Origin of the sequence: Lacticaseibacillus mingshuiensis, from assembly GCF_016861785.1 — a bacterium.
Taxonomy (GTDB): domain Bacteria; phylum Bacillota; class Bacilli; order Lactobacillales; family Lactobacillaceae; genus Lacticaseibacillus; species Lacticaseibacillus mingshuiensis.
The window spans coordinates 70189-92348 of the sequence record NZ_BOLS01000011.1 but is presented as its reverse complement, the minus strand read 5'-3'; the positions used below and the strand labels follow the sequence as shown (position 1 = coordinate 92348).

Annotated in this window: 24 protein-coding genes, 2 tRNA genes and 3 pseudogenes; 19 read left to right on the top strand and 10 right to left on the bottom strand. The window is 53.3% G+C overall.

The window, feature by feature from the left end; genetic code table 11:
- Positions 1–7: 7 nt before the first annotated feature.
- The 8 genes and pseudogenes from JUE67_RS08325 to JUE67_RS08290 all read left to right on the top strand — a co-directional run.
- The gene (locus JUE67_RS08325) at positions 8–2116 is read left to right on the top strand and encodes a phage tail protein (RefSeq protein ID WP_203627355.1); all 2109 of its coding nucleotides are present in this window, start codon (positions 8–10) and stop codon (positions 2114–2116) included.
- A complete protein-coding gene (locus tag JUE67_RS08320; RefSeq protein ID WP_203637119.1) occupies positions 2085–3071 on the top strand; it encodes a BppU family phage baseplate upper protein in 987 nt (328 codons plus the stop codon). The genes JUE67_RS08325 and JUE67_RS08320 overlap by 32 nt, the downstream gene beginning before the upstream one ends.
- Before the next feature lie 71 nt (positions 3072–3142).
- Positions 3143–3418: a hypothetical protein gene (locus tag JUE67_RS08315; RefSeq protein ID WP_203627550.1), complete on the top strand. Its 276-nt coding sequence runs from the start codon at positions 3143–3145 to the stop codon at positions 3416–3418.
- Between the two features lie 14 nt (positions 3419–3432).
- Positions 3433–3672: pseudogene (locus JUE67_RS08310) on the top strand (phage holin); the annotation flags it as partial.
- Between the two features lie 28 nt (positions 3673–3700).
- Positions 3701–3979, top strand: a complete 279-nt coding sequence (locus JUE67_RS08305; RefSeq protein WP_203627361.1) for a DUF6275 family protein — start codon at positions 3701–3703, stop codon at positions 3977–3979.
- 1 nt (position 3980) lies between these two features.
- A complete protein-coding gene (locus JUE67_RS08300; protein WP_203637118.1) occupies positions 3981–5117 on the top strand; it encodes a GH25 family lysozyme in 1137 nt (378 codons plus the stop codon).
- Positions 5118–5219: 102 nt separating this feature from the next.
- Entirely contained in the window at positions 5220–5420 is a 201-nt protein-coding gene (locus JUE67_RS08295) for a hypothetical protein (protein WP_203627365.1), read from the top strand.
- A gap of 22 nt (positions 5421–5442) precedes the next feature.
- Positions 5443–5517: pseudogene (locus JUE67_RS08290) on the top strand (glucose-6-phosphate isomerase); the annotation flags it as partial.
- A 146-nt stretch (positions 5518–5663) separates the two neighbouring features.
- On the opposite strand, the gene JUE67_RS08285 reads toward JUE67_RS08290, so the two are convergent.
- The 3 genes and pseudogenes from JUE67_RS08285 to JUE67_RS08280 form a co-directional block, all read right to left on the bottom strand.
- The gene (locus JUE67_RS08285) at positions 5664–5966 is read right to left on the bottom strand and encodes a hypothetical protein (protein WP_203637117.1); all 303 of its coding nucleotides are present in this window, start codon (positions 5964–5966) and stop codon (positions 5664–5666) included.
- Positions 5967–7792: 1826 nt separating this feature from the next.
- Complete coding sequence (locus tag JUE67_RS12925) at positions 7793–7948, bottom strand: sunset domain-containing protein (protein ID WP_444542885.1); 156 nt, start codon at positions 7946–7948, stop codon at positions 7793–7795.
- A gap of 102 nt (positions 7949–8050) precedes the next feature.
- Positions 8051–8968 (bottom strand): annotated as a pseudogene (locus tag JUE67_RS08280) (DNA/RNA non-specific endonuclease); the annotation flags it as partial.
- A gap of 317 nt (positions 8969–9285) precedes the next feature.
- Between JUE67_RS08280 and JUE67_RS08275 the strand changes: the two are divergent.
- Positions 9286–10200: a Gfo/Idh/MocA family protein gene (locus JUE67_RS08275; RefSeq protein ID WP_203627367.1), complete on the top strand. Its 915-nt coding sequence runs from the start codon at positions 9286–9288 to the stop codon at positions 10198–10200.
- Between the two features lie 45 nt (positions 10201–10245).
- On the opposite strand, the gene JUE67_RS12830 is transcribed toward JUE67_RS08275, so the two are convergent.
- Positions 10246–10371, bottom strand: coding sequence for a hypothetical protein (locus JUE67_RS12830; RefSeq protein WP_263852822.1), 126 nt, complete (start codon positions 10369–10371; stop codon positions 10246–10248).
- A gap of 54 nt (positions 10372–10425) precedes the next feature.
- Here JUE67_RS12830 and JUE67_RS08270 point away from each other — a divergent pair, with 54 nt between their 5' ends.
- The 3 genes from JUE67_RS08270 to JUE67_RS08260 all read left to right on the top strand — a co-directional run bounded on the left by JUE67_RS08270 (position 10426) and on the right by JUE67_RS08260 (position 14034).
- A complete protein-coding gene (locus JUE67_RS08270) occupies positions 10426–10899 on the top strand; it encodes a nucleoside deaminase (RefSeq protein WP_203627369.1) in 474 nt (157 codons plus the stop codon).
- Between the two features lie 452 nt (positions 10900–11351).
- Positions 11352–13220, top strand: coding sequence for an OPT family oligopeptide transporter (locus tag JUE67_RS08265; RefSeq protein WP_203627370.1), 1869 nt, complete (start codon positions 11352–11354; stop codon positions 13218–13220).
- 352 nt (positions 13221–13572) lie between these two features.
- Positions 13573–14034: a GNAT family N-acetyltransferase gene (locus JUE67_RS08260; protein ID WP_203627371.1), complete on the top strand. Its 462-nt coding sequence runs from the start codon at positions 13573–13575 to the stop codon at positions 14032–14034.
- Positions 14035–14085: 51 nt separating this feature from the next.
- Here the strand turns inward: JUE67_RS08260 and JUE67_RS08255 are convergent, their stop codons facing one another.
- A complete protein-coding gene (locus JUE67_RS08255) occupies positions 14086–14418 on the bottom strand; it encodes a DsrE family protein (protein WP_125698448.1) in 333 nt (110 codons plus the stop codon).
- Positions 14419–14548: 130 nt separating this feature from the next.
- On the opposite strand from JUE67_RS08255, the gene JUE67_RS08250 reads away from it, so the two are divergent.
- Positions 14549–14620, top strand: a tRNA-Glu gene (locus JUE67_RS08250).
- An 81-nt stretch (positions 14621–14701) separates the two neighbouring features.
- Here the strand turns inward: JUE67_RS08250 and JUE67_RS08245 are convergent.
- Positions 14702–15040, bottom strand: coding sequence for a hypothetical protein (locus JUE67_RS08245; RefSeq protein WP_203627553.1), 339 nt, complete (start codon positions 15038–15040; stop codon positions 14702–14704).
- 405 nt (positions 15041–15445) lie between these two features.
- Here JUE67_RS08245 and JUE67_RS08240 point away from each other — a divergent pair, with 405 nt between their 5' ends.
- From JUE67_RS08240 to JUE67_RS08215, 6 genes are all read left to right on the top strand, one after another.
- Complete coding sequence (locus tag JUE67_RS08240) at positions 15446–15712, top strand: GlsB/YeaQ/YmgE family stress response membrane protein (RefSeq protein WP_203627555.1); 267 nt, start codon at positions 15446–15448, stop codon at positions 15710–15712.
- Positions 15713–15768: 56 nt separating this feature from the next.
- Positions 15769–16308, top strand: coding sequence for an alkaline shock response membrane anchor protein AmaP (amaP, locus tag JUE67_RS08235; protein WP_203627372.1), 540 nt, complete (start codon positions 15769–15771; stop codon positions 16306–16308).
- A gap of 10 nt (positions 16309–16318) precedes the next feature.
- On the top strand, positions 16319–16516 hold the full coding sequence (locus JUE67_RS08230; RefSeq protein ID WP_203627374.1) for a DUF2273 domain-containing protein: 198 nt from the start codon (positions 16319–16321) through the stop codon (positions 16514–16516).
- An 8-nt stretch (positions 16517–16524) separates the two neighbouring features.
- A complete protein-coding gene (locus JUE67_RS08225) occupies positions 16525–16917 on the top strand; it encodes an Asp23/Gls24 family envelope stress response protein (protein ID WP_125697340.1) in 393 nt (130 codons plus the stop codon).
- Positions 16918–16946: 29 nt separating this feature from the next.
- Positions 16947–17516, top strand: a complete 570-nt coding sequence (locus JUE67_RS08220) for an Asp23/Gls24 family envelope stress response protein (protein ID WP_225877928.1) — start codon at positions 16947–16949, stop codon at positions 17514–17516.
- Between the two features lie 276 nt (positions 17517–17792).
- Positions 17793–18557, top strand: a complete 765-nt coding sequence (locus JUE67_RS08215; protein WP_203627376.1) for a class I SAM-dependent methyltransferase — start codon at positions 17793–17795, stop codon at positions 18555–18557.
- A gap of 242 nt (positions 18558–18799) precedes the next feature.
- Here JUE67_RS08215 and JUE67_RS08210 read toward each other — a convergent pair whose 3' ends face one another.
- The 4 genes from JUE67_RS08210 to JUE67_RS08195 all read right to left on the bottom strand — a co-directional run bounded on the left by JUE67_RS08210 (position 18800) and on the right by JUE67_RS08195 (position 22152).
- Positions 18800–19558: a potassium channel family protein gene (locus JUE67_RS08210; protein WP_203627378.1), complete on the bottom strand. Its 759-nt coding sequence runs from the start codon at positions 19556–19558 to the stop codon at positions 18800–18802.
- Between the two features lie 75 nt (positions 19559–19633).
- A complete protein-coding gene (locus tag JUE67_RS08205) occupies positions 19634–20269 on the bottom strand; it encodes a TMEM175 family protein (protein ID WP_203627380.1) in 636 nt (211 codons plus the stop codon).
- A gap of 90 nt (positions 20270–20359) precedes the next feature.
- Entirely contained in the window at positions 20360–21790 is a 1431-nt protein-coding gene (locus JUE67_RS08200) for a C69 family dipeptidase (protein WP_203627381.1), read from the bottom strand.
- Between the two features lie 291 nt (positions 21791–22081).
- Positions 22082–22152: transfer RNA gene (locus JUE67_RS08195), tRNA-Gln, on the bottom strand.
- Positions 22153–22160: the final 8 nt, after the last annotated feature.

Here is a 22160-nt window from a genome sequence, read left to right as displayed (position 1 = left end):
GTGATTATTGATTACATTCATAGACGTTGATAATAATGAATATCAAGCCCAGTGTGAGATTGAGAAAACCGATGCTGTGAATGGTGAGAAGTCGTTATCTGGGACAATCTATTTTGGCCAAGATGTTAAGAATAATATTGCCAAAGGCTGGACGCTCTCTTTTCTTGGTGAGGGCTATGTTGTTGTCACATACACAAAGAATGATAAGGACAACACGATCACCTTCAGCGCGGTTCAGGCCTTCTTCTACAAGATGAGTAAGACCGGGTTCTACGAGACTTGGAACGGATCGCATGCACTAAGCAACTACCTTGATGCCCTGTTTTCTGGCACTGGGTACACGTATGACAATACAGCCTCAGTCGAAGCTTTTGAAAAGCAAGACTGGGGCATGAGTGACCGTCTGTCGCTATTCAACGGCATCATCGATCAAGCAAAAGTTGAGTTCTCTGTTGAAGGCACAGTAGTTCATATCGTCCCAGCAATGGGATCAGATCTATCAACCGTTGTCCGGAAGAAATTCAACCTTGATACGGCTGAAATTCAAACGGATAACACCAATTTTGCCACGTATGGCCGCGGATATGGTGCATACAGCAAGCCAGACGACACCACGAGCGACCGCTTGAAGGTTGAGTACAAGTCCCCACTGTATGACTACTACTATCCAAAATTTGGTGCTATTGAAGCCGCTCCGGTTGCTGACGAGCGCTATACGATCGCTGACAACTTGCTTGCGGCTGTCAAAAAAGCCGTCGATAGTAGCTGGGCAATTTCACTCACGCTTAACCTCGTTGATCTGCAATCAGTCGGGTATGACTACGCGATGGCAAACCCCGGCGACTATATCACAGTGATTGATGAGAGCCTTAATTTCAGTGATAAGGTTCGAATCATCAAAGTAACCAGTGATTATGATATTCGCGGCACTCGAACCAAAACGGAGGTTGAATGTGGCCGCTTGGCATTTGCTGAACAACAGAAGACATCACAATCAACACTATCTAACGTAGCCGCTGGCAAGATTCCAGTGCCTAATGAATGGCTAACATCGCAAGTGCAGCTAGCTACTAATAGTCTTCTCGCAGCAAGGACAGAGCTTAGCTTTACAGATCAGGGAATCATCGCCATTGATAAGAGTGACGCTAACAAAGTCGTAATCCTTAACAGCGCAGGCGTTGGTGTGTCAACAGATGGCGGCCAAACCTTCAAAACAGCGATTACTGCTGATGGAGTGGTCGCCGATAGGCTGTTTGGCGATTTGATTTCCGGAATCGCATTCGAAACAGCTAGTGATCACTACAAGATAAAGCTTAGATCCGGCACAATGACGTTCAGCGACTTGGATAATAATATAGGCTTACTCAGCGCCGCTTATGACATAGCAACTAAAAAAACCACAGGTACCACACTAAACACGTATCAAGGCAAATCGCTATCTTTAGGAATATCGGATCCATCAAAAGCAGAAGACGACGGAACCATACCATATAAGAGCGTTTTTAAGATTTTGGATAGTGCTACTTATGATGACCCAAAATACGGTCTTTATGGGCAATTGGTAACAGCAATCGCTAGCAGTCAGCCTGGTGGTATGTGGATCACTCATCCGTCAGTCATAGAGCTTAGTGCCAATGGAGGTACTGGAAATCAGCTAGAGGTCAAAAGCTCTAAAGTATCTGTTCTTGGTGACTTCAATGTCTACAACGGATCAAAAAACGCTGTGCAGGTTACTCGTGATGGTCTTCGCGCAACTCCGGCATACGAGCTGGCAGAAAACTATGTCGGCGATATTGGCGAGAGCAAAACGGGAGAAGACGAAACAGTGCGAGTGGACATTGATCCGCTCGTTTTTGATTTGATTAACACGGATAAGCCTTATCAAGTGTTCTTGACAGCATACAGTGACGCGCAATTCTGGGTTTCTGAACGCGGCAAGGACTACTTCATCGTTTCGTCAGACAGTCCTGATTCAGCATTTGGCTGGGAGCTTAAAGGCAAGCGCCGAGGATTCGAGGATCAGCGCCTCGTTGATACAAAAGACACTTATGAAGGCTTGGAAAAAATGGAGGGACTGATACCCAATGGCAATCAGAACGTACAAAGTAACTCTTGATTCAAAAAACACCATCGCTCCAGAGCCCGTGTTCTTACGTCAGGGTGACAAGACTGGAGCCGTGGTGATCGATGCGACTTTGTCTGACAATGGCACAGCAATATCTCTCGACGGCTTTACCCCAATGTTCAAGGCTAATACGGCAGACGGTGCCGCCGTGATAGCTGACAGCACCGGGTTTACGGTGGTCGATACAGCGGGTGGTGAATTCACATATAAGGTTCCCAATGCCCTGTCTGCGGCACCAGGAAAAATAAAAACAGCCTATTTTAGTTTCTTAGATGCGGATGGTTCGGAGTCAACATTTGACGTGGCTTTTGTCATCAAAGCCGCCGTGGACATGAGCCAAACACAGGCTGATGACTACATCACGATTATTGATGGCACGCTCAACTCCCTTCGGGAACAAATCGATGCCATGAATACCGACATTCAAACGGTTTTGAGTGCATATAATCAAGGAGACTTCTACAACAAGTCTGAGACGGATAGCAAGGACGCCACAACACTTGCTAGTGCTAAAAGTTATGCAGACTCTGAGGATGCCACAACACTTGCCAGTGCTAAAAGTTATGCGGACTCTGAGGACGCCACAACACTTGCCAGTGCTAAATCATATACAGATCAATATGTCTATTCTGATACCGGTTGGCAAAACCTGGTCATGATCAATGGCTTTGTTACCCATTCTACGAACACCCCGCAATGGCGAAAAGTTGGTAATCATGTGTTTCTTCGCGGTCTCCTGGACACGCCAATTAAGGCAGGAAAATTTGCCAATATTCCAAATGCAGCACCAAAGCAGCTGTCAGGTTTTGTTTGTTTACAAGGAAGCTCAAATAGCACCGACATGGCTCGCGTGTATGCAAACACGGATGGGTCACTTGAGGTAATAGCGATGGTCACAGACGCCAAAACTATTCAGCTCAACTCGATTCAGTATTGGACAGACTGATGCTGGTCAGTGGGACAGCTATTTTTGTTGATTGGATGTGAAATGATGTGGATTTTAAGAGTTGGTTAGACATTTTTGTAGAGTTGGGCGGTGGGGCTTTGTTGGGTTGGTTTTTAAGCCGGTGGCAGACGCATCGAAAACACGGAAAGGCGATTTATACGGGGCTTGTCGGCCTGTTGCACCATGATGTTTATATGCTTTGCAATCAGCACATCGGGGCCGGGTATATCAGTACCGACGATCTTGACGATTTGAATTACCTTTTCCGCAGCTACAAAGCCCTGGGCGGAAATGGAACGGGTGAAGCACTGTACAACAAGGTTTTACAACTTCAGATCAAAAACTGAAAGGAAGGTTCAACATGAAGATTAATTGGAAAGTACGAGTATTGAGCGGAAAATTCTGGCTGGCAGCAGTGCCGGCATTACTCCTAGTCATTCAGGCAATTGCCGCAGTGTTTGGGTATAAGTGGGACTTTGCTAATCTTGGCACCCAACTGACTGCAGTGATCAATGCGGTGTTTTCTCTGCTTGCGATTCTTGGGGTTGTGACTGATCCGACTACTGCGGGCGTGTCTGACAGCGCTCAGGCTTTGACCTATGCTAAGCCAAAGCAGGAGGACAAGTAAAATGGGTACAGACAGTTTTTTAGCTTTAGTAAAGCGCACGGTTTGCGACTATGCAAACGAACATCTTGATAAGACCGACAATGTAAGTCTGACACCAGATGATATTTACATTGTGTGGCTATCCAAAACATTGCAGAACAGCAAGGCATTGGCGTATACGACGTTGTCTGATGGGATGTATTACGAACTGACATACAACGGCGATAAACACGAAATGTACTTCGATGCCTACAAGAAGTTTGAAAACCGCGCAATCGAGGTAGATAAGGAGGCAAAATAGAATGGTATTAAACGGTATTGACATCGCAAATTATCAAACTGGGATTCCAAATATGCCCGGCGATTTTCGTATCGTAAAGGCAACTGAATCCACCAGCTACACAAATCCGGCAATGGCTGACCAAATCGCCAACGCACCCTCATTGCTAGGTTTCTACCACTTTGCCTCCAATGGCAATGTGCAAGCTGAAGCCGATCATTTCTTAGCGACTGTTAAGCCGTATATCGGCAAAGCTATGCTTGTCTTGGACTACGAACCAGCTCGGCCTAGCATTACGTGGGCTAAGGCTTGGCTGGATTACGTCTATCAAAAGACAGGCGTTCGTCCAGTTATCTACATGAGCTTGGCTGTCGAGAACGCTTATGACTGGTCAAGCGTGGTCAATGCCGGTTACGGCGTGTGGATTGCCCAATACAACAACTACAACACTGTTTCTGGCTACCAGCCTCGCGATTTGTATGGCACCCTCAAGCGCTGGCCGTCCATGGCGATGTTCCAATACACGTCATCTGGTCGTCTATCCGGTTGGGGCGCATCGCTGGATTTCGACGTCTTTTACGGCGACAAGCTGGCGTGGGCCAAGTATGCGGCAATCAGTGGTAAACCCGTGGCAACCGCCAAGGCGTCCACACCCACTGTGGTCAATCACACGACACGGACTAAGGCGGCAGTAGCGGTAAACGTCACCTACGAGTTGCATCAGCAAGGATATGGTTGGCTTGGAGCTGTTACCAATTTCAACAACTCAAACTCATCTGGTTTTGCAGGCAATCCAAACCACAAGCATGATGCGCTTTGCATCAAGGTGAGCCACGGGACAATCAAATATCGCGTCCGCGTGATCGGTGGCCAGTGGTTACCGTGGGTCACGGGATACAGTCACACGGATGCCGTCAACGGCTATGCTGGCACACTCGGCAAGACCATCGACGCGGTCGAAATGATTTACATCACGCCAGCGGGCGAAGCTTACAGCCAAGCTTACTATCGGTCACAGACCACAACGCAAGCTGGATGGTTGCGGACTGTCTGTGATGACGGCCGTTCGGTGGCCGGGTTGACTGACAGCTACGCCGGCAACTTCGGGCAGCCTTTGGACCGCTTGCAAATCAGTATTGGGACGGGGAATCCGTTCTAGCTCATTAAATCTCATCACAGCTCATCATTGCCTCACTCTGCTAACGCGGGGTGGGGCTATTTTTGTGCGGTCCAAATTGGCATATCGATATGATGTGCTAAAATGGCATTACATATCATCGAATTTTTTTTAAAACGGTGCATCGTTTCTTGCGGTCTCACCCTTTGCAGGGCGGGGCTTTTTCCTTTAGGTTTGCTGGCCAAAAGAACACACGGTTTAGATATTGGTGTAGAAAATGGTGTAGATGCTGGACAAAATATAGGTAAAAAAGCCGCCGTTCCGGCCTCGCCAGGCGCTCTGTAAGGCTATCGAGACTGCCAGGGATAAGAAAAACATGTTTGCGCTTCTCGGCCGTCCTGGCTTTGAAGATATGACCAAGGAATTGACCGCACGCCTGTAATGACGCGAGGTTCAATGAGGTAAAAAGCACCATCATAGACCGCTAGTATTGTGCAGACCGTGAATGAGGTTTCGTTCATGCGTTGATGACAGTGCTGGCGGTCTTTTTGTGCGCAATTTTTCTCGTCGGCGCTTGGCGCATCGCCGTTAAACGTTGTCGTGATGGGGTGTGACGCCATCACGAAAGTTTTTATATTTGCTCCCCCCCGGGGGCGTGCGTTCTGCCGGAATGCGGAACTCGATCTCTGCCAGCACAATAGCGCGATTGCCGTTTTCAGAGAATGCCGATTGCATTTTTCCCGCGGCGCTGAAGAAAAATAATGTGACGGCATCACACCAGTTCAGCACGCCCGGACCTGGAGTGCGCAGACTTCTATTGTCTATCTCGTCAGATTTATAGTCATGGTCTCGTGGTCCGTGAAAGTGGGCTGTCGATTCAAAGCGAAGCAATCAACCTGTGCGATGCGGTCACATTTGTTTGTCCGCACGGCCTTGTAGACGCGAGGTTGTATGCGCGAAGAGTCTCAAAACACTGTCATTACTGGGTGTGACGCTATCACAAAAGTTTTTGCTACGTCCCGTTGGAGATGAAATGATGGCGCAGTACTCGAAATTGTCGTCGAGTTTAGGCCGGTTAAAATTGCATCGTTTATTCTGTCTTGTGTGCGTCCATGACCACTAATTTCAGTATAAAGCATGAACTATTCGCGGATTTTCAGCGATTGCCGGAACCCGCAGTACATCAACGTTTCAAAATTTCCGATCACATTTTCCGGCTCCCACTCGCTTAATATTATGTAAGGGTCAGGAAGGTGGGCTCTTGCCGACGCCCGAATGAGCATGCCCCAAGTGGAGACTGTCGCACGCATATTCATTCGACTCCATGGGCGGTCGAGGGAAACAACACACCAACAGAACACCTGAATGTACAGCAGCTGTTCAGCACACGCACCATGGGAGCCCGGGTTCCCAATAGTCTTTCATCCCAATGTCGTGCAGCCCACCTTCGTTTGCAGGAGCTGAATGCGGCCCATCTTGAGAACGACACCTTCTTCTTCAGAAGCGGGAAGGTCACCGAAATTCTAAGCCTACATGACCTAAGCTTACTGCACCAGCAATCGATATGGCGGCGGCACGGATGCCAACCAAGTTTTTCAAAGAGCAATGCAATCACACAAGTTGCGACTGGCGAGGGCCTGTCGTTCGCAACTTGTGTGGCCCCTGGTCCGGTCAAAGGCCCGATCGAATCGGGGGTACATAGCGGATCACGGCCAGCTGAAATGATCCAACGAAAAGGAGCGTGGTCTAGTCCGTAGAATTAAAATTTGAAAAGATTTTGGCCGAATTGATCCGTCCTAAAGCCCGTCATCTCGGCATCCAGAATCTTTTACAAAACATTTAAGAGAATCACTTCACATTTGACCCCTCGGCAAACGCTTTACTAGTGTAAGGCCTGAGAAGGTGGTGGCCTTACCGACCCCCTGGAAAGCATGGCGGCATCCAGATAGTGCCGTCTGCGCGTTACCCTATCTGACCGGGCTGAGGAGAATCAACCACACCTACAGAGTGCCTGATGTACAGCAGGTACTCAGCACACGCACCATGGGGGCCCGGGTCCCCACCCTAGTCTTTCATCACAATGTCGTGCAGCCCACCTTCGTTTGCAGGAGCTGAATGCGGCCCATCTTGAGAACGACACCTTCTTCTTCGGAAGCGGGAAGGTCACCGAAATTCTAAGCCTATATGTCACCCAACTTGCACCAGCGTCCGATATGGCGGCGACTCAAAGATCCACCCGAGATGAAAGACGAACGACTCGCTTTGGCGGGTCATAATTGTTGCTCTGTCCCCGGCGGCAACGCCATGTCACGCTCTTTGAAAGTTGAATAAGCATTACCGGCATCCACACAATGTCGTGCAGCCCACCTTTGTTTGCAGCACCGGGTATGCGGCCCATCTTGAGAACGACGCTTGCTTCTTCGGAAGCGGGAAGGTCACCGAAATTCTAAGCCTACATGACTTAAGCTTACTGCACCAGCAATCGATATGGCGGCGGCACGGATGCCACAAAGTTTTCAAAGAGCAATGTATTCACACAAGTTGCGACTGGCGAGGGCCTGCCGTTCGCAACTTGTGTGGCCCCCGGTCCGGTCAAAGGCCCGACTGGATCGAGGGTACATAGATTTCCCAGAGGGCCTGTGATCAATCCCGTAATCAACAATGAGTGGGAATCAAAAGATCCTCCCCAGAAAAGGGAGGACCACGTTGTTAGGACATTATCGTTTTGCTTTGCGATAGCCGGCTGCTTGGGCGGCGGCTTCAGATTGGAAATAGACTGCATTTTCAGAGCTCATGTGATACCCAGCTTGGCCAGGCACGTGATAGATCTTCGACCGTGAATTGCCGATGATCTTGCCTTGACCAGTGATCACTTCGCCAGCGCCTGCTGTCGGGGTCTTCTTGGTGGTGGCACTGGATGCCGCCTTTTTCTGCGATGAAGCAGTGGCTGCGCCTGCAGTTTGGGCTGCGCTGACAGTACTGGTGCCGTCTGCGTAATTTAGGGTGACGCCACTTTCAACATTGAAGACAAAAACGTTGAAGGAGATACCACTTGCGCCGACCGATTGGGCCATCATGTGAACGCCGCGGGCAAGTAAGTCATTGCCGCGATAAACCGGCTTGACGGAATAGCGGACATACGCGCGCGTGTTTTGCTTGAGGAAATAGGCAATGTCCATTTCGTAGCGCAACATTTCCGGACTGTTCAGGGAGCGCGTGCCGGTGATCAAATTCTTCGGGTTATTGTTTTCCCCGGAAAGCTGATAACCGATCAAGTGGCTGCGGTTGTAGAGATAGCCACTCTTGAGCTTTTTGTTGTGCCAGCCGGTCGGGTTCCAGGTCAGGCCTTCGCGCTCGCCAGTTGGCATCAAGCTCTTGTTCAGCAGTGCTTCGGCGTCTGTGGCGCGGTTGAGCCGATCCAAGGCGCTGTAACTCTCCCACGCGCCACGCGAGGTTGAGAGATCCGCGCTGGAAAAAGTCGGCTTGCCGCCATTGACGTTGATCGTTTGCGTCCCGCTGTATGTAAGATTGGCGAGGCTGGTTGCGGTCTTCTTGGCTGCGGCCGCCTTTGCTGCCTTGGCTTTGGCTGCTGCTGCTTTCGCTGCCGCTGCCTTTGCCGCTGCCGCTTTTTTCGTTGCGGCCGCTTTGCTTGATGAGGCCGCTGCGATCGATGAAGACTTGGCTTCACTCGACGCGGCTGCTTCGCTGGAAGCCGCTGCCTCACTTGAGGCTTTTGCTTCGCTTTCCTCTTTTGCTTGCTTGGCTTTCGCTTTACTGCTGGCGATCTTCGACGAGCGTGCCGAATCCGCCTTGCTTGAGTCTTTTCCGGATGGCGAACCGCCGCAGCCAACAAGTAGCAAGAGCACTGCGCCAACGGTCAGCAGGCGCCCAATTTTCGCCGAGCGTTTGCCCCGTGTTGTGGGGTGACTCAGGATTCCTGCGGTGGCACCGCCAATGATGGCCAGCATCACCCATAATCCAATTAATAATGTCATGATCGTTCCTCCAATGATGTTGATGGTGTTGGCGCCGCACCGCTACGGACTTGCCAACACTTCCTATTATGAAGGGCCGCGCGCGGAAAATCACGGAATATTTATGTTTTATATAAAAATAGTCACCACTCTCCGGCCACGCCTGAAAAGCTTTTGACCGGTCTTGCTTGGTGTGCTAGCGTTAGGCTATCGAAACAAGAAGGAACGGTGAAGGGATGCTCAATATCGGTGTGATCGGCCTGGGCAATATTGCCCAGAAAGCTTATCTGCCTGTTTACGCGCAGATGCAGGATAAGGTCCAGTTCTATTTGATGACTCGCGATCTGGCTAAGCTGACGACCTTGGCCAATCAGTATCACATGGTGGCGGCTGGCACCGAGGTCGCGGCGCTGGATGGTCTCAATCTTGATGCAGTGATGATTCATGCCGCGACACCGGCACATTATGAACTCGCGGAACATTTTCTGAGCCGCGGGGTCAATGTGTTCATCGACAAGCCGCTGGCCACCTCGATGGCGCAGGTGACGGCGCTTTATCTGTTGGCCGCGCAGCACCAGAAACTGCTGACGGTCGGGTTTAATCGACGTTTTGCCCCGCTGGACAAGCAGTTGATCGCGTTGCCGGATAAAAATATGATCTCGGTCGTCAAAAATCGTGTCAACGCGCCCCAGCCAGTGGCAGAAGCCATTTATGATCTGTTGATTCACCCCCTGGATACCGCGCTGGCGCTGGCCAATTTTCCAGAAGAGCCAAACGCGCGCTTCAGCTTACATAAAAATAAAGAGGGGTTGCTCGAGCAAGCCAGCATCACATTCACGGGCAATGGGGTTCATGGTGAGGCGGCGATCAACCTGGTCGCTGGCGCCAATCTGGAGGAAGCCACTGTCGCCACACCAACTGGGGTGTATCGCGTTCAAAATCTGAGTCAGCTGCAGCACTTTGCTGACAGTAGCGTGACGACTGAGGTGGCGCCGGATTGGGAACCCACCCTTGAAACGCGCGGGTTTGCGCCGTTGGTCCACGCGTTTGTCGATGCAGTGGCTAACTCCACGGCCAACCCGGTCGAGCCACAAACGAGCCGGCTCACGCATTCACTGCTGGATGAAATGTTGCATCGCTTGGCTGACTAAAAAACACCATCGCCCAGGCGCTTCGGCCGATGCGATGGTGTTTCTTTAACGGTTGCCCTTAATGATCGCGATGATGCCGATCGCCAGGCTGGCGGCGCTGGTCGCAAGCAGGGACCCGCTCAACGCGGTGGTGATGATACCAAAGGTGCGCAACGAATGCTTTTTTGACATATGAGAACCCTCCATGGCTTTTCTTTTGATTATACAAGAAATGAGGCGCAGAAAATGACTTATGACAAATCATTTATGGCGCAGGCGGCAAAAGAAGCTGAAAGCAATCTGATCAGCGGCGAAGGCGGCCCATTTGGCTGTGTGATCGTTAAGGATGGCGCGATTCTGACTGCGGCGCATAATCAGGTGTTGGCGCAGCATGATCCGACTGCCCATGCCGAGATCATGGCACTGCGCCAGGCGGGGGCGTTGCTGGCCACCCATGACCTGAGCGGGTGCACGCTGTACAGTTCTGCGATGCCGTGTCCGATGTGTCTGGCCGCGATCGTCTGGGCGAATATAAAAACAGTGTATTACGGCAATGCAGCCGAGGATGCCGCTGCGATCGGGTTTCGCGATGCGGCAATCTATGATTTTATTGATGGTGGGCTACAGAATACCACCGTGTTGGTACTCACTCAGCACGACCGCGAGCTGACCATACCGGCATTTCACAGCTATCAAAATCAAGCCAAACAACTCTATTGATCAGGACCCCATCGCGCGTCGGTGGGGTTTTTATGTGGCGATTTTTCGTTGAATGCCGGGCCGGACCGACCTATCTGCTCAGCCCAAAACGCCCTGCTCGGCACCTTCAGTCGGGCTTCGGTGCGCATGGTCGCATCGTCCAACTGGGCTGTGCACTTGATGGCGAAGTGCGCCATCAAGCACCCAGCCCAAGTTAGCCGCACGACTATCCCGCGCACCTCCGCACCCTTAGTAGGGCTTCGCGGGGCAGGGCTGAGACAGCTAGTCGACCCAGCCACTCGATGGCCAAGAGCGCCATCAAGCGTCTAGGCCGACCTATCTGCTCAGCCCAAAACGCCCCGCTCCGCACCCTTTTTTCCTGTTCAAGTGTTCATGTGAGCGCTCGGGCTAGTCAAGATGCTACGATTTAATCAAGGTGGTTAATCATTATCTTGATAAGGAGGAACTTTGCGATGGAAAAACCTGTCAGCGTTCCCAAAACCGGTGTCAAAGCGCGCTCGCGCACTGGCGCCACCATCGTGTTATCCGTCGGCATTCTGCTGGCGATCTTGTTTGCGGCATCAACCGCTTATTCTGGTATGAAGGCGGGACTAACAGTCGCGGCCGGAATCCCCGGTGCGATCATCGGTTCTGCGGTCGTGCGCGCATTTGCGAAGCGGCAAGGCTTTGCCGGCACCAATGAGATGCAGGGCATGGCCTCGGGCGGCGAAACGATCGCCAGTGGGATGATCTTCGTCCTGCCGGCAGTGCTGCTCATCGGCGCGTCGATCAACTTTTTTGAAGCGATTCTCGTCGGCACGCTGGGCGTTCTGTTCGGCATTGGCACGGCCTCGATCGTTGAAAATCATTTATTGATCGACTCAAAGGATACCTTGATCTATCCAGAGGCAATGGCGATCAGCGAGACCATTCGCGCCTCGGCCAATGGTGGGGAAGGGTTGAAAATGATGGCCAGCGGCTTTGCCATTGGCGGCACGCTCACCATGTTGACGGGGTCGATGCTTGGCTGGATCAACAACCATTTCGTGCTTTACGGGGCAAAAGACTTTAAGTGGAAATTCGAATTGGAAGTTAACCCGCTTTTGGCCGGGATCGGTTTTATCGTCGGGCTGCAGGTCGCGGTCCAGATGTTTGCCGGCTCAGTTTTGGCTAACTTCGCCGTTGTGCCACTGATCGGGTATTTTACCGACATGGCGCATGGCGGGGCAACGGTGTGGAATGCCAGCGACAGCGCGATCAATCAGCTCGCGTTTGATGGCATTTCCGGCGGCTACATTCGTTATCTTGGCGCCGGCATGATGCTGGCAGGCGGGATCATCGGCGCGCTGAAATTGGTGCCAGTGATCGGCCGGTCGCTGAAAAGTGCGCTCGGTGGCACCCAGCGCCGCTCCGCGTTTGGCATGATGCTGCTCGGGTTTGCCATTGTGGCGACGATCGGACTGGCTGCGCTGTTCTCCCGCAGTCTGTTGATCGGGCTGCTTGGCGGGTCGCTTGCGATCTTGATGGCCTTTGTCTTCGTGGTGGTCGCTGCCAATCTCACCGGCACACTTGGCACGTCCAATCTGCCCGTGTCCGGCATGACCATCGCCTCGCTCGTTCTTTTGACCGTGCTGTTCGTGGCGTTTGGTTGGACGGGTCAAAGTGAGACACGGTCGCTGCTGCTTCTGGCGACTTTCGTGGTGACCGCCATCAGTATCGGCGGCGGCTATGCGCAAACACAAAAGGCCACTGAGTTGATGAAAGCGGATCGGCCAAAAATGCAGCGGCGGTTCCTGCTTGCCGCGGTGCTCGGCACCATCACCGTGGTCGGCGTGATCGTGCTGCTGGCGGGGCAGCTCGCCGACACCAGCGACAATGCGGCGTTTGCTTTGCCACAGGCCAATTTGATCGCAACGTTGACCTCAGGAATCCTCACCGGGAAACTGCCATTCACGATCATTTTCATCGGCGTGGTGATGGGCGTAGTGCTGCATCTCTTAAAATTGCCAGTGATGACCGTCGCCATTGGGTTCTACCTGCCAATGGCCACCACCGCCATCATTTTGGTCGGTGCCTTGATCCGCAAGGTTGTTGAAGGCCGCAAGCCAGCGGAAAATGCGAAGCGCGTGCAAAATGGCGTCAGCTTGTCTTCCGGGTTGATCGCAGGTGGCTCCATTGTCGGTTTGACCGGCATTCTGTTGTCCGTGTCCGGGCTGCTCGATCATGGCACGCCAGGTGGAGTGCTGGCTGGTAACGCCGCCGCGTTTGGCCTGCTCATTCTGTTGGCTGGCGCGATGCTGTGGGTACTGCGCAAACGCCCGCAACCTGAACAACCAAAGTAAGTCTGCTTGTCAGTCGTTCGAAGCGAAAAAGCCGCGGTTTGGTCGCCGCGGTTTTTGTATACGCCAAAACGAAAACGACACAAAAATTGTACACAACTTTTTCAAAAGCCGTCCCTGCAGCCCATCTTCTGATACATCCGCCTGCTATGATTTTCGCGAAAGGTGGGGGATGACATGTTCCTTTTGGTGAGTGGCGGGCTCATTGCGGTGCATTTGATCGTCTTCTGGGCAATGAGCGATCGCGCTGAGAAAATTCTTGAGCGACACGAGGCAGTCTCACATTTGCGGCCATAAGCTGGCGTTTCGGTCTGTTGCGTGCGACACTGAGTGTAAACGAAACAGGGAGAAAACGATGGCAGAGACAATTCAGGTGCGGCTGGCCGAGCAAAATGATGCTGAGGCACTGGTGCCGTTGGTGCACGCTTATTACGCGTTAAGTCCGGTGCCGCATGTATTTGACGATGCGGAAATGGCGGCGCATCTGCGGCGGCTGGCGGGCCAGCCCGAGTTCGGCCGCTTACTAGTGGCGACTCAGGGCGAGGTGCTCGTTGGGTTTGCGGTTCTGTATTTTGGGTTTGACACACGGGCGCTGGCTAAAACACTGACGCTCAATGATCTATTTGTGGTGGCTTCCTTGCGCGGCCAGGGGACAGGCCACGCCCTGATCGCGGCGACGTTTGCGCTGGCGCGGCAACTCGGCTGCAGTCGTGTCGACTGGCAGACGCGCACGAGTAATACTGATGCCCAGCGCCTGTACGACACCTTAGGCCAGCGAGTCGAGGGATGGGTGTCTTATTCGCATGATCTGAAATGAGAAAAAGAAACAAAAACAGCGTCCGTGCATTTTACGCGGACGCTGTTTGCTTTACGGCTTGATATAGGCGAATCCGGCATGCTGTTTTTTCACCAGTTCGACAACGCCTGCGGGGACGACGAGGACGCCGGGCTTGAGTTCCCCAGACGTGATCGCGTGGCCGCGCATCGCATTGCTGCAGGCGGCCACGGTGACGCCGAGCTCCTGCAAATCGGCAAACGCGACGGAACTGGCCTGCGTGACTCCGGTGATCGCCGATCCGTTAACGAGAAGCTCGATCTCACCGAGCACGCCTTCATCGGTGGCCGCGGTGATGTAGTTGTGAAGATTGCTGAGAACGACCGGCCATTTTGCCGGTTCGTCGATGTGGAAAATGACATCCATGGGCTCATCTCCTTTGCTTGATTATACCGCGGCCAGCCGCAAAATCGACAGTCGCCGGTCTTTTCGGGAATTTTTTGTTGACATGTGCGGAGAATCCGGTAAACTATTACTTGTGCTTAATTGAGGACATTGCCCGTTAGTCAAGGGGTTAAGACGCCTGGTTCTCAGCCAGGAAACACGGGTTCGAATCCCGTACGGGTGATACATGAATCGGAAAAAGTGCCAGAACCGCATCTCGTCGCGGTTCTGGCGCTTTTTGTTTAGCAAATTTTTCATCTGAAGCCTATTTTTTCAGATCGCTATAGGTAATGATGAACGACCCCATCATCGACTGCACCTTCGTCACTTTCACGGTCACCTTGTCGCCCGCTTTAACTTTCGGGTTTGATGAGCTGACAAAGTTGAGGTGTTTGCCAGTTTGCATGTTGTAGCCGAACATGCTATTTGGCGCGAGCTTGTCGACTGTCAACTGAACGGTTTTTCCCTCAAGATCCTTGCCGGCGTTGAGCGCTGTCTCCGCAGTCTTTTCGGTATAGTCTGGCTTCACAGCTTGCGCGCCGCATGCTGTTAAGGCGAATAGGACAGAGAGCACTGTCAAAATTGCCAATACACGTTTTTTCATGATTCCCCCAAAAATAGTGATCAGCTTTTTCCGTCGATCAGTCTTTGGACGTGAGGTGAGACCGGCGGCGAGAATTGAGACGATCACGATGCCGCTTTGCGATATTTTTTTCGTATCTGTCTGGGCCAAATGTATTTTCCAGTATAGCGGGCCATCATTAAGATTTAACGAAGGGGGACTCATTTGTGATCGTTTGACGTGCTGCAAGCCCACGCCGCCACCTACTTAACCCGATTAGTCATCTCGCAAAAGCCATTGCAGGACAAGCTAGATCGCGGCCGACGCCAGTTGAATATCCGCAAACTAATAGTCGAGATAAGCATCTTTATTGCGCGTCTTGACACCATTTCGGTACGCTTGATTTAGGGCAGAGGGCCCAAATCAAGAAGAGAAAGGGTGATGACAATGCTGCATTTTATCTGGGTCTTGATCGTTGGGGCGGTGATTGGTGCGATCGGGTCGTTGATCGTTGGCCGTGATCTGCCTGGTGGCTGGATCGGCAATATTATTGGCGGTCTCGTTGGCGCATGGGTCGGCTCCTCCTTGCTGGGTTCCTGGGGACCAAGCGTGGCGGGCATGGCCATTTTCCCTGCGATCATCGGCGCCATTGTGGTGGTTTTCGTGGTGTCGCTGTTGATCGGCACGCTCGGCAGCAAGCGCGAACGCGCATAGTCAACAAAGGCTGACCGGCGAAAAATATTTCGGCGGTGTCTTTGTCAGGAGGTTTTATGCGACCGCTCACAAAAGTCGCACTGGTATTAGTCGCATTGCTCGGCATCTGTCAGACACTGCTCATCGCCGCTTATTTTTGGCCGGTCGCCGCGGTGGACACGTGGTTGCTTGACCACTGGTCGATCAGCCGCATTCTTATGCTGACCTTGACCAGTCTTGTGTTCATCGTCTTCGTGGCGATGCTTTTGGTCGCGCTTTTTCGCCGCTCGACCCATCAAGAGCTGGTGATGACCGGCGACCGCGGCTCACTGGCGATCTCTCGGCAAGCCGTTGAAAGCGCGGTGGCCAAGGCGGTCGCAAAAGAGCATGCGGTCAAAGGCGTCAGTGTGGACGTGACCATGCACAAGAAAGAGGCGGCCAAGGTGATGGTCGAAGCGATCAGCATGAGCGGCCAGAGTCTGGCGGCGCAAGGGCAGCGCATCGAAGAAACGGCCCGCGCCAAGGTGGTGCAACTGCTGGGCACTGAGGTCAAAAAGGTGAAAGTGCACCTGATGCCTGTCAGTCAAGCCCCGCGCGGCACCGCGCGCGTGCTGTAAGGAGGCGCCCATGAAAACTGGCACAATTGGCCTGCTTGCAGGTTTTGCGATCGCGATCGTGCTTCTTCGCTTCGGCTTTTGGGGCATGCTTTTGACCGCGCTACTTGCAATCGCTGGCTACATGACGGAACGCTGGCTGTGGCCTGCGCGCAAGGAGCTGATGGCTTGGTTGCGCTCTGGCAAGCGCCAGCTGCAAAAGGATCGGTAGGTGACAGGATGCAGACGATCACGGATAACGGATTAGAGACGCTGAAAAGTAATTCGCATTTGTCTTTTGACAATAAGGTGCTGGAAAAGATCGCCGCCATCAACGCGCAAGATATCGACGGGCTGCTTGGGATGGAAGGCTCGATGGTCGACAGTTTGGCCGAGACCTTCAATCAAGAGCGCCAGACGAAAGGCATCAAGGCGGAAGTCGGCGAACACCAAGTGGCGATCGACATGAACGCGTTGCTGGAATACGACGCCGACGCGCAGGCCATCTTTGATACACTGTGCGCCAAGCTGGCCGATGCGATCGATCGCATGACCGGCCTGCAGCTAGTCGAGTTGAATCTGCACATCAATGACGTGTTGACGCGCCGCGAATGGCAACAGACAACCAAGTGACCCGAGGCCAAGGCCTCAAAGGAGCAAATATGGTAGATCAAAAAAATGATGAGATGATGCACGACATGACAGATGACATGAAGGACGCAAAGCCGATGCCCCCACATATGGACAAGGATCTGCCGCATGGCCCGGGGATGACACCGGACAAGGACATGGCGCCTGAACTTGAGACCAAGCTGACGTTTGATGAAAGTGTGCTGAAAAAGATCGTCAACCGCACCAGCGGCGAAGTGGCCGGGGTGTTGAGTCTGGAAGGCGGCATGCTGCATGACATGACCGACTTTTTCCGCAAGAATGAGGACCCGACAAAGGGCGTGGCGGTCGCTGTCGATGATGATCAAAATGTCAAAGTCGAACTCGATGCGACCATGCGCTATGGTGAGGATGCCCCGGCTGTTTTTGCCGAAGTAACCAAGGCCATTGTGCGCAATGTCAAAGAGATGACTGGCATGACGGTGGTCGGCGTGTCGATGCACGTGAAGGACATGCTGACGGAAGAAGAGATCGCACGCCAGGAAGACGACGCGGATGATCACGAGGAGTCAAAAGATGAGGCGCGGATGACCCGCGATGACAAGGACTTGCAGCCGGCTTGATCACGCCAAATTCTGAATGCGCTAAATCTGAGTACTCGACATCTGAGTACACGAAATCTGAGTACACGAAATCTGAATGCGCGCCAATCTGACAGCACCAGAAATTGACGGTACCAGATCTTAACGGCGCCCCCCCTTACCGGCATCACCTTTCGACGGCACCAAACATAGCGGCCTTGACCACAAAGCGTCGGGGGCCAGGTGAAAGCATCGGCGACGACCGGTGCTTTTTTTCGTGGCTTCGGGTAAAATTGAGCGCAGCGAGGAGGCGTTATCATGACAGAGAATTCATATACGGCGACCAATGCCAAGGTGATCGATCACTGGGTCAAAACAGGGTGGCAATGGGGCCAGCCAATCAGCCACGAGGCCTATCAGCGGGCCCAGGCCGGGGAGTGGAAAATGCTGCTGACCCCGACCAAGCCGGTGCCACGCAATTGGTTTTTCCAAGACATGGCCGGCCGGCAGGTGCTTGGCCTGGCATCCGGCGGCGGCCAACAGATGCCGCTTTTTGCCGCGATGGGCGCAGTCGGCACCGTGTTTGACTTGTCCTCGGCGCAACTGGCCGGCGATCGCGCAGTGGCGGCGCGCGAACAGTATTCGCTCACCGTTGTGCAAGGCGACATGACCAAGCCGCTGCCATTTGCGGATGCATCTTTTGACCTGATCTGCCAGCCGGTCGCGAATTGTTACATCCAGGATGTCCTGCCGCTTTGGCGCGAATGCGCGCGCATTTTGAAGCCGGGCGGGCGGCTGATGGTCGGGCTGGACAACGGACTCAACTACATCGTGGATGAGGCCGAGGAAAAAATTGTGCGCGGCCTGCCCTTTGATCCCATCAAGGACCCTGCGCTGCTGGCTGGCAAGGATGTGATGGAAGACGGCATTCAGTTCTCCCACACGCTGGAGACGCAGCTGCGCGGCCAGCTTCAAGCCGGCCTGCAGTTCGTGGACATGTACGAAGATACTAACGGCGATGGCCGCCTGGATGCGCTGGGCATTCCAAGCTTCTGGGCGACACTGGCAGAGAAGGGTGCGTAGGTGCGCACCGGAGCCCAACTGTAAGGGTGCGAAGCGCGGCGTCCAGGTCTGAGCAGCTAACAGGGTCTGGTGCGTGGGGCCGCCCTTAGCCCCGAGTGCCGGCACCAGTTAGATGCCTCAGACCTGCCGCGTGGAGCCCAACTGAAAAAGGCTGCGTAGGCCCGCGGCAAAAAAATTCGCCAAAATCAAAAAACGTCTGACCGCAAATTGAAGTGGTCAGACGTTTTTGATTTTTTGTGCGGTTATCGCTTATTGAGCAGTTTCCGCTTCTCATGCGCATATTCTTTCGCGCTGATCGCACCGCTTTTTTGCAGGGCGTCAAAGCGCGCGATCTCCTCTGCCACCGAGCTGCGGGCGGTGCTTCGATCGTCGGCCAGATAGGCGGTGATCGAGGAGGTCAGGGTACCGATCAACCCAATGCCGTTGAACATCAAGACGACCGCGGTGATGCGGCCGACCAAGGTGTGCGGGGAGATGTCGCCATACCCAACGGTGGTGGCGGTGACGACCGCCCACCACAGCGCGTTGCCGTAATTTTGGTGCTCGGCGATCGCGTAGATCACGGACACGATGATGATCAGCAGCGCCGAGAGAATCAAGTAATAGATCAACCCACCGCGATGCAGAAAACGCGAGGCATGGGCCCGAAACGTGGCGGTCTTATCGCGCAGACGCGTTACGAGGCGCTGGCGCAATTGGCGCAGCCGTTGCCACACTGTTTTCACCTGCTCGGGCGACAGGACGCCGCTGGTGGGGACCAAGGCGGACAGGTGGAAGGAATTGCTGGCCAGCAGATTGGCCTTGCCCTTTGCCAGCCACAGCCGCAGCAGGTAATCCGCGCTAAATAATAGCAGCAGTACCGCAGTCAGGATGCGGGCCAGTCGACTTGGGGCGGTGATCACACCTAGGAATTCTAGCAGCAGAAGGCCGAGGCTTCCCAGCGTCACGATCAATAGCGTTAGATTGTACAGCCGAAAGCCGCGCATCAGTTTTGGATTCATACCAATTTTCACCTCATATCTGCGATAGCGTATCACCTTCGCAGCGAGGCGGCACAGCCCGGCGCGTTTTTTTACTCAATCTGAAGATTTCTGCTTGACGCCGATGTGGATGACACGCGAAAAACGTAGGTAGGCGATGAAATGAAACAGCACCCCGGCCGCCAGTAGCAGGCCCGCCAGCACATTGGAAAAAAGGGCCGCGATCATTGACGCCAGGTAGATCAGCACGCTGCGGGCGGGGTCGAGGCGAATGCGCTGATAGTGCTGCTCAATGCCGGTGAGAGAGCGCAGTTCGGCGTGATGCTCGAGGTAGCGATACAGCACCAGAAACGACAGCGAGATCAGCAAAGCCACGATATCGTACACGATGATCGCCACGCGAATGTCTTGGGTGTTGCCGTTGGTCAGCGCCTCGATGAGCAGCACCATCGCGTAATTGACAAGGGTCACCGTGAACAACACCAGCAGATTCAAGATGTTGAGCGTCCGGTCCGTTTTTTTCACGTATTGAAAATAGTCATGATGAAACAGCCAGCTGGTGCCGACGTAGAAATACGACATGAGGTACATCAGAAACAGGGGACCCTGCTGCAGGACCACATGCGTCAAGGACCCAGGCGCGATGGTCTCAGGCTTGAATTCCAGAATCAAGATCGTGAGCAAAATGGCAAAAACGCCGTCGCTCAGTGCGTTGACCCGCTCTTTTGACATGGCGATCACCTCCAGCGTTATTATAAGACGTCAGGGCACTAAAAAACCACCTGCGCGATCATGCGGCAGGTGGCCTGGTTGGTGACTTGGTTACAGGTTCTTATCCATGTTGAAGGTCAGGCGCGATTGCTCGAGGCCCTGCATCAAATAGGAAGCGATCTCTTTTTTTGTGGTGGCTTTAACTTGGGCCACGATGTCGTAATTCGCTTGGGTCAGCGCCGCGGTGAGGTCCTTATCGACCAGTTCGGCGGTGGCGGCATCCGTCTTGGCCACATGCGCGCGGAACGTTTGGTTGAGCGCCGTCAGATAATCGCGGTCCTGCTGGATGAACTTGCTGTAATGACTTTCGACCAGCATGCCAAGGCTGCGGTGCAACCAGTAGGCGGAATCCGTGTCGAGGTCCAGCGTCAGCGGCGTCTGGGAGTAGCTCGGATCCGTGTCCGTGGCGTTGGTGTAAAACGGCACATAAGGCGAGTAAGTTGGAATGCCGATGTTCAGCCACATGATCGCGCTTTGGCCAGCCGGCTTGTTGCCGCGCAGCTGCAGAATGTGCGAATTCTGCGTGCGGTTGAGGCCGATCGGGCGGTAGCGCAGCTTGTCGGCGTCGTCGCCGTGGCCGAGCGGGTCAAACCGTGTCTCGTTGTAATGGCTGCCGAGAATGTAAGCCATGTCCTCGCGCGTGATCTTGTGGTCGGTGTGCATGATGAACGGCAACTCGGCGCTTTCCGGCTCTTCAGGGGTTTCCGGGTTTAAAATGTGATGCGCGTACCAGACACGCGGCGTGTTGTAATGACGGTCTTTTTCGTTCATCGTGCCGAAAATGTGGCGGAAGTTCCAGCCGTTTTTGTCAGGATTCAGGTTATTGGCTTCGACAAATTCCTGGATGCCATTGCTCCAGATGAAATTGTCTGGGTCGTCAAAATCGACCTGCTGAATGGCGACTTGGTTGGCGGCCACGGCATAAGCATCGTCGGGAATACGCTGGGCGACCCAGTGATGGCCGGTGACGATCTCCATGTACCAGGCGCTGTTCTTATCGGCAAACAGAACCGAGTTGCCAGCTGGCGAGCCGTATTGGGCGATCAGCTGGCCCAGGTATTCAACGCCGTGACGAGCGCTTTCGATGAAAGGCAGGACCATGTTGACCATCAGATCTTCATCCAGTCCATCTTCAACAAGTGGGTCGATGGCAAGTGTGCGTTCGTTGCCATAGGTACTTTCAGTCGCAGACATTGCGACATTCTTTTCGTTGATGCCACTTTCTTCGTAATCGCCAAACTGGGCGGTGTCCACGTTTGGCACCGCGTTGTAGCGGTAGCCGTTTTCCGGAAGTGGGGCGGTGAAACCGTTCAGCGGTGAGGTGACGGTCAAGTCTTTTTCACCATGCCAGGCCGGATGCATGTAAAAGCGGTGCGGCGCTAGGACGTGGAAGGTGTCATCGTTGCGGGCGATCATTGTGCTGCCATCGATGCTGGCATTTTTGCCAACGAGGATCGATGTGCACGCAGTCAATTTTTTCATTGGTGTCCCTCTTTTCTCAAGCTGATTCCAGTGTACGCCTAAAACGCAAGGGGCGAAAGGGTGAGCGGGTCTGGTTCTGCGGCTTCTCTGTTCGCTCTTAGTGACTTCCCACGACATACTGATTGTGCGCCACATCTTCATTTTCAATTTTCTTTGCGATTGCCCAACATATGAACGGACATATATTATCGAGATTTGGGGGCCGCGATTCAAACCCGCCACACTCATCGGCACGCCAAAAAGCGGCGCACCAGGCTTTTCAGCTCCGGTGCGCCGCTTTGCATGTCGTGATTGGGTAGATAGGGATCGAACCTATGATTATGGATTCAGAGTCCACTGCGTTACCACTTCGCTACTACCCAATAAGTGT

Coding starts and splice junctions, on each gene's coding strand:
- JUE67_RS08220 (WP_225877928.1), top strand. CDS start 16,947: ATGGTAGATCAAAAAAATGATGAGATGATGCACGACATGACAGATGAC.
- JUE67_RS08245 (WP_203627553.1), bottom strand. CDS start 15,040: ATGAAAAAACGTGTATTGGCAATTTTGACAGTGCTCTCTGTCCTATTC.
- JUE67_RS08205 (WP_203627380.1), bottom strand. CDS start 20,269: ATGTCAAAAGAGCGGGTCAACGCACTGAGCGACGGCGTTTTTGCCATT.
- amaP (WP_203627372.1), top strand. CDS start 15,769: ATGCGACCGCTCACAAAAGTCGCACTGGTATTAGTCGCATTGCTCGGC.
- JUE67_RS08215 (WP_203627376.1), top strand. CDS start 17,793: ATGACAGAGAATTCATATACGGCGACCAATGCCAAGGTGATCGATCAC.
- JUE67_RS08255 (WP_125698448.1), bottom strand. CDS start 14,418: ATGGATGTCATTTTCCACATCGACGAACCGGCAAAATGGCCGGTCGTT.
- JUE67_RS08240 (WP_203627555.1), top strand. CDS start 15,446: ATGCTGCATTTTATCTGGGTCTTGATCGTTGGGGCGGTGATTGGTGCG.
- JUE67_RS08260 (WP_203627371.1), top strand. CDS start 13,573: ATGGCAGAGACAATTCAGGTGCGGCTGGCCGAGCAAAATGATGCTGAG.
- JUE67_RS08295 (WP_203627365.1), top strand. CDS start 5,220: ATGGCATTACATATCATCGAATTTTTTTTAAAACGGTGCATCGTTTCT.
- JUE67_RS08270 (WP_203627369.1), top strand. CDS start 10,426: ATGACTTATGACAAATCATTTATGGCGCAGGCGGCAAAAGAAGCTGAA.
- JUE67_RS08210 (WP_203627378.1), bottom strand. CDS start 19,558: ATGAATCCAAAACTGATGCGCGGCTTTCGGCTGTACAATCTAACGCTA.
- JUE67_RS08305 (WP_203627361.1), top strand. CDS start 3,701: ATGGGTACAGACAGTTTTTTAGCTTTAGTAAAGCGCACGGTTTGCGAC.
- JUE67_RS08230 (WP_203627374.1), top strand. CDS start 16,319: ATGAAAACTGGCACAATTGGCCTGCTTGCAGGTTTTGCGATCGCGATC.
- JUE67_RS08200 (WP_203627381.1), bottom strand. CDS start 21,790: ATGAAAAAATTGACTGCGTGCACATCGATCCTCGTTGGCAAAAATGCC.
- JUE67_RS12830 (WP_263852822.1), bottom strand. CDS start 10,371: ATGTCAAAAAAGCATTCGTTGCGCACCTTTGGTATCATCACCACCGCG.
- JUE67_RS08275 (WP_203627367.1), top strand. CDS start 9,286: ATGCTCAATATCGGTGTGATCGGCCTGGGCAATATTGCCCAGAAAGCT.
- JUE67_RS08320 (WP_203637119.1), top strand. CDS start 2,085: ATGGCAATCAGAACGTACAAAGTAACTCTTGATTCAAAAAACACCATC.
- JUE67_RS08225 (WP_125697340.1), top strand. CDS start 16,525: ATGCAGACGATCACGGATAACGGATTAGAGACGCTGAAAAGTAATTCG.
- JUE67_RS08300 (WP_203637118.1), top strand. CDS start 3,981: ATGGTATTAAACGGTATTGACATCGCAAATTATCAAACTGGGATTCCA.
- JUE67_RS08265 (WP_203627370.1), top strand. CDS start 11,352: ATGGAAAAACCTGTCAGCGTTCCCAAAACCGGTGTCAAAGCGCGCTCG.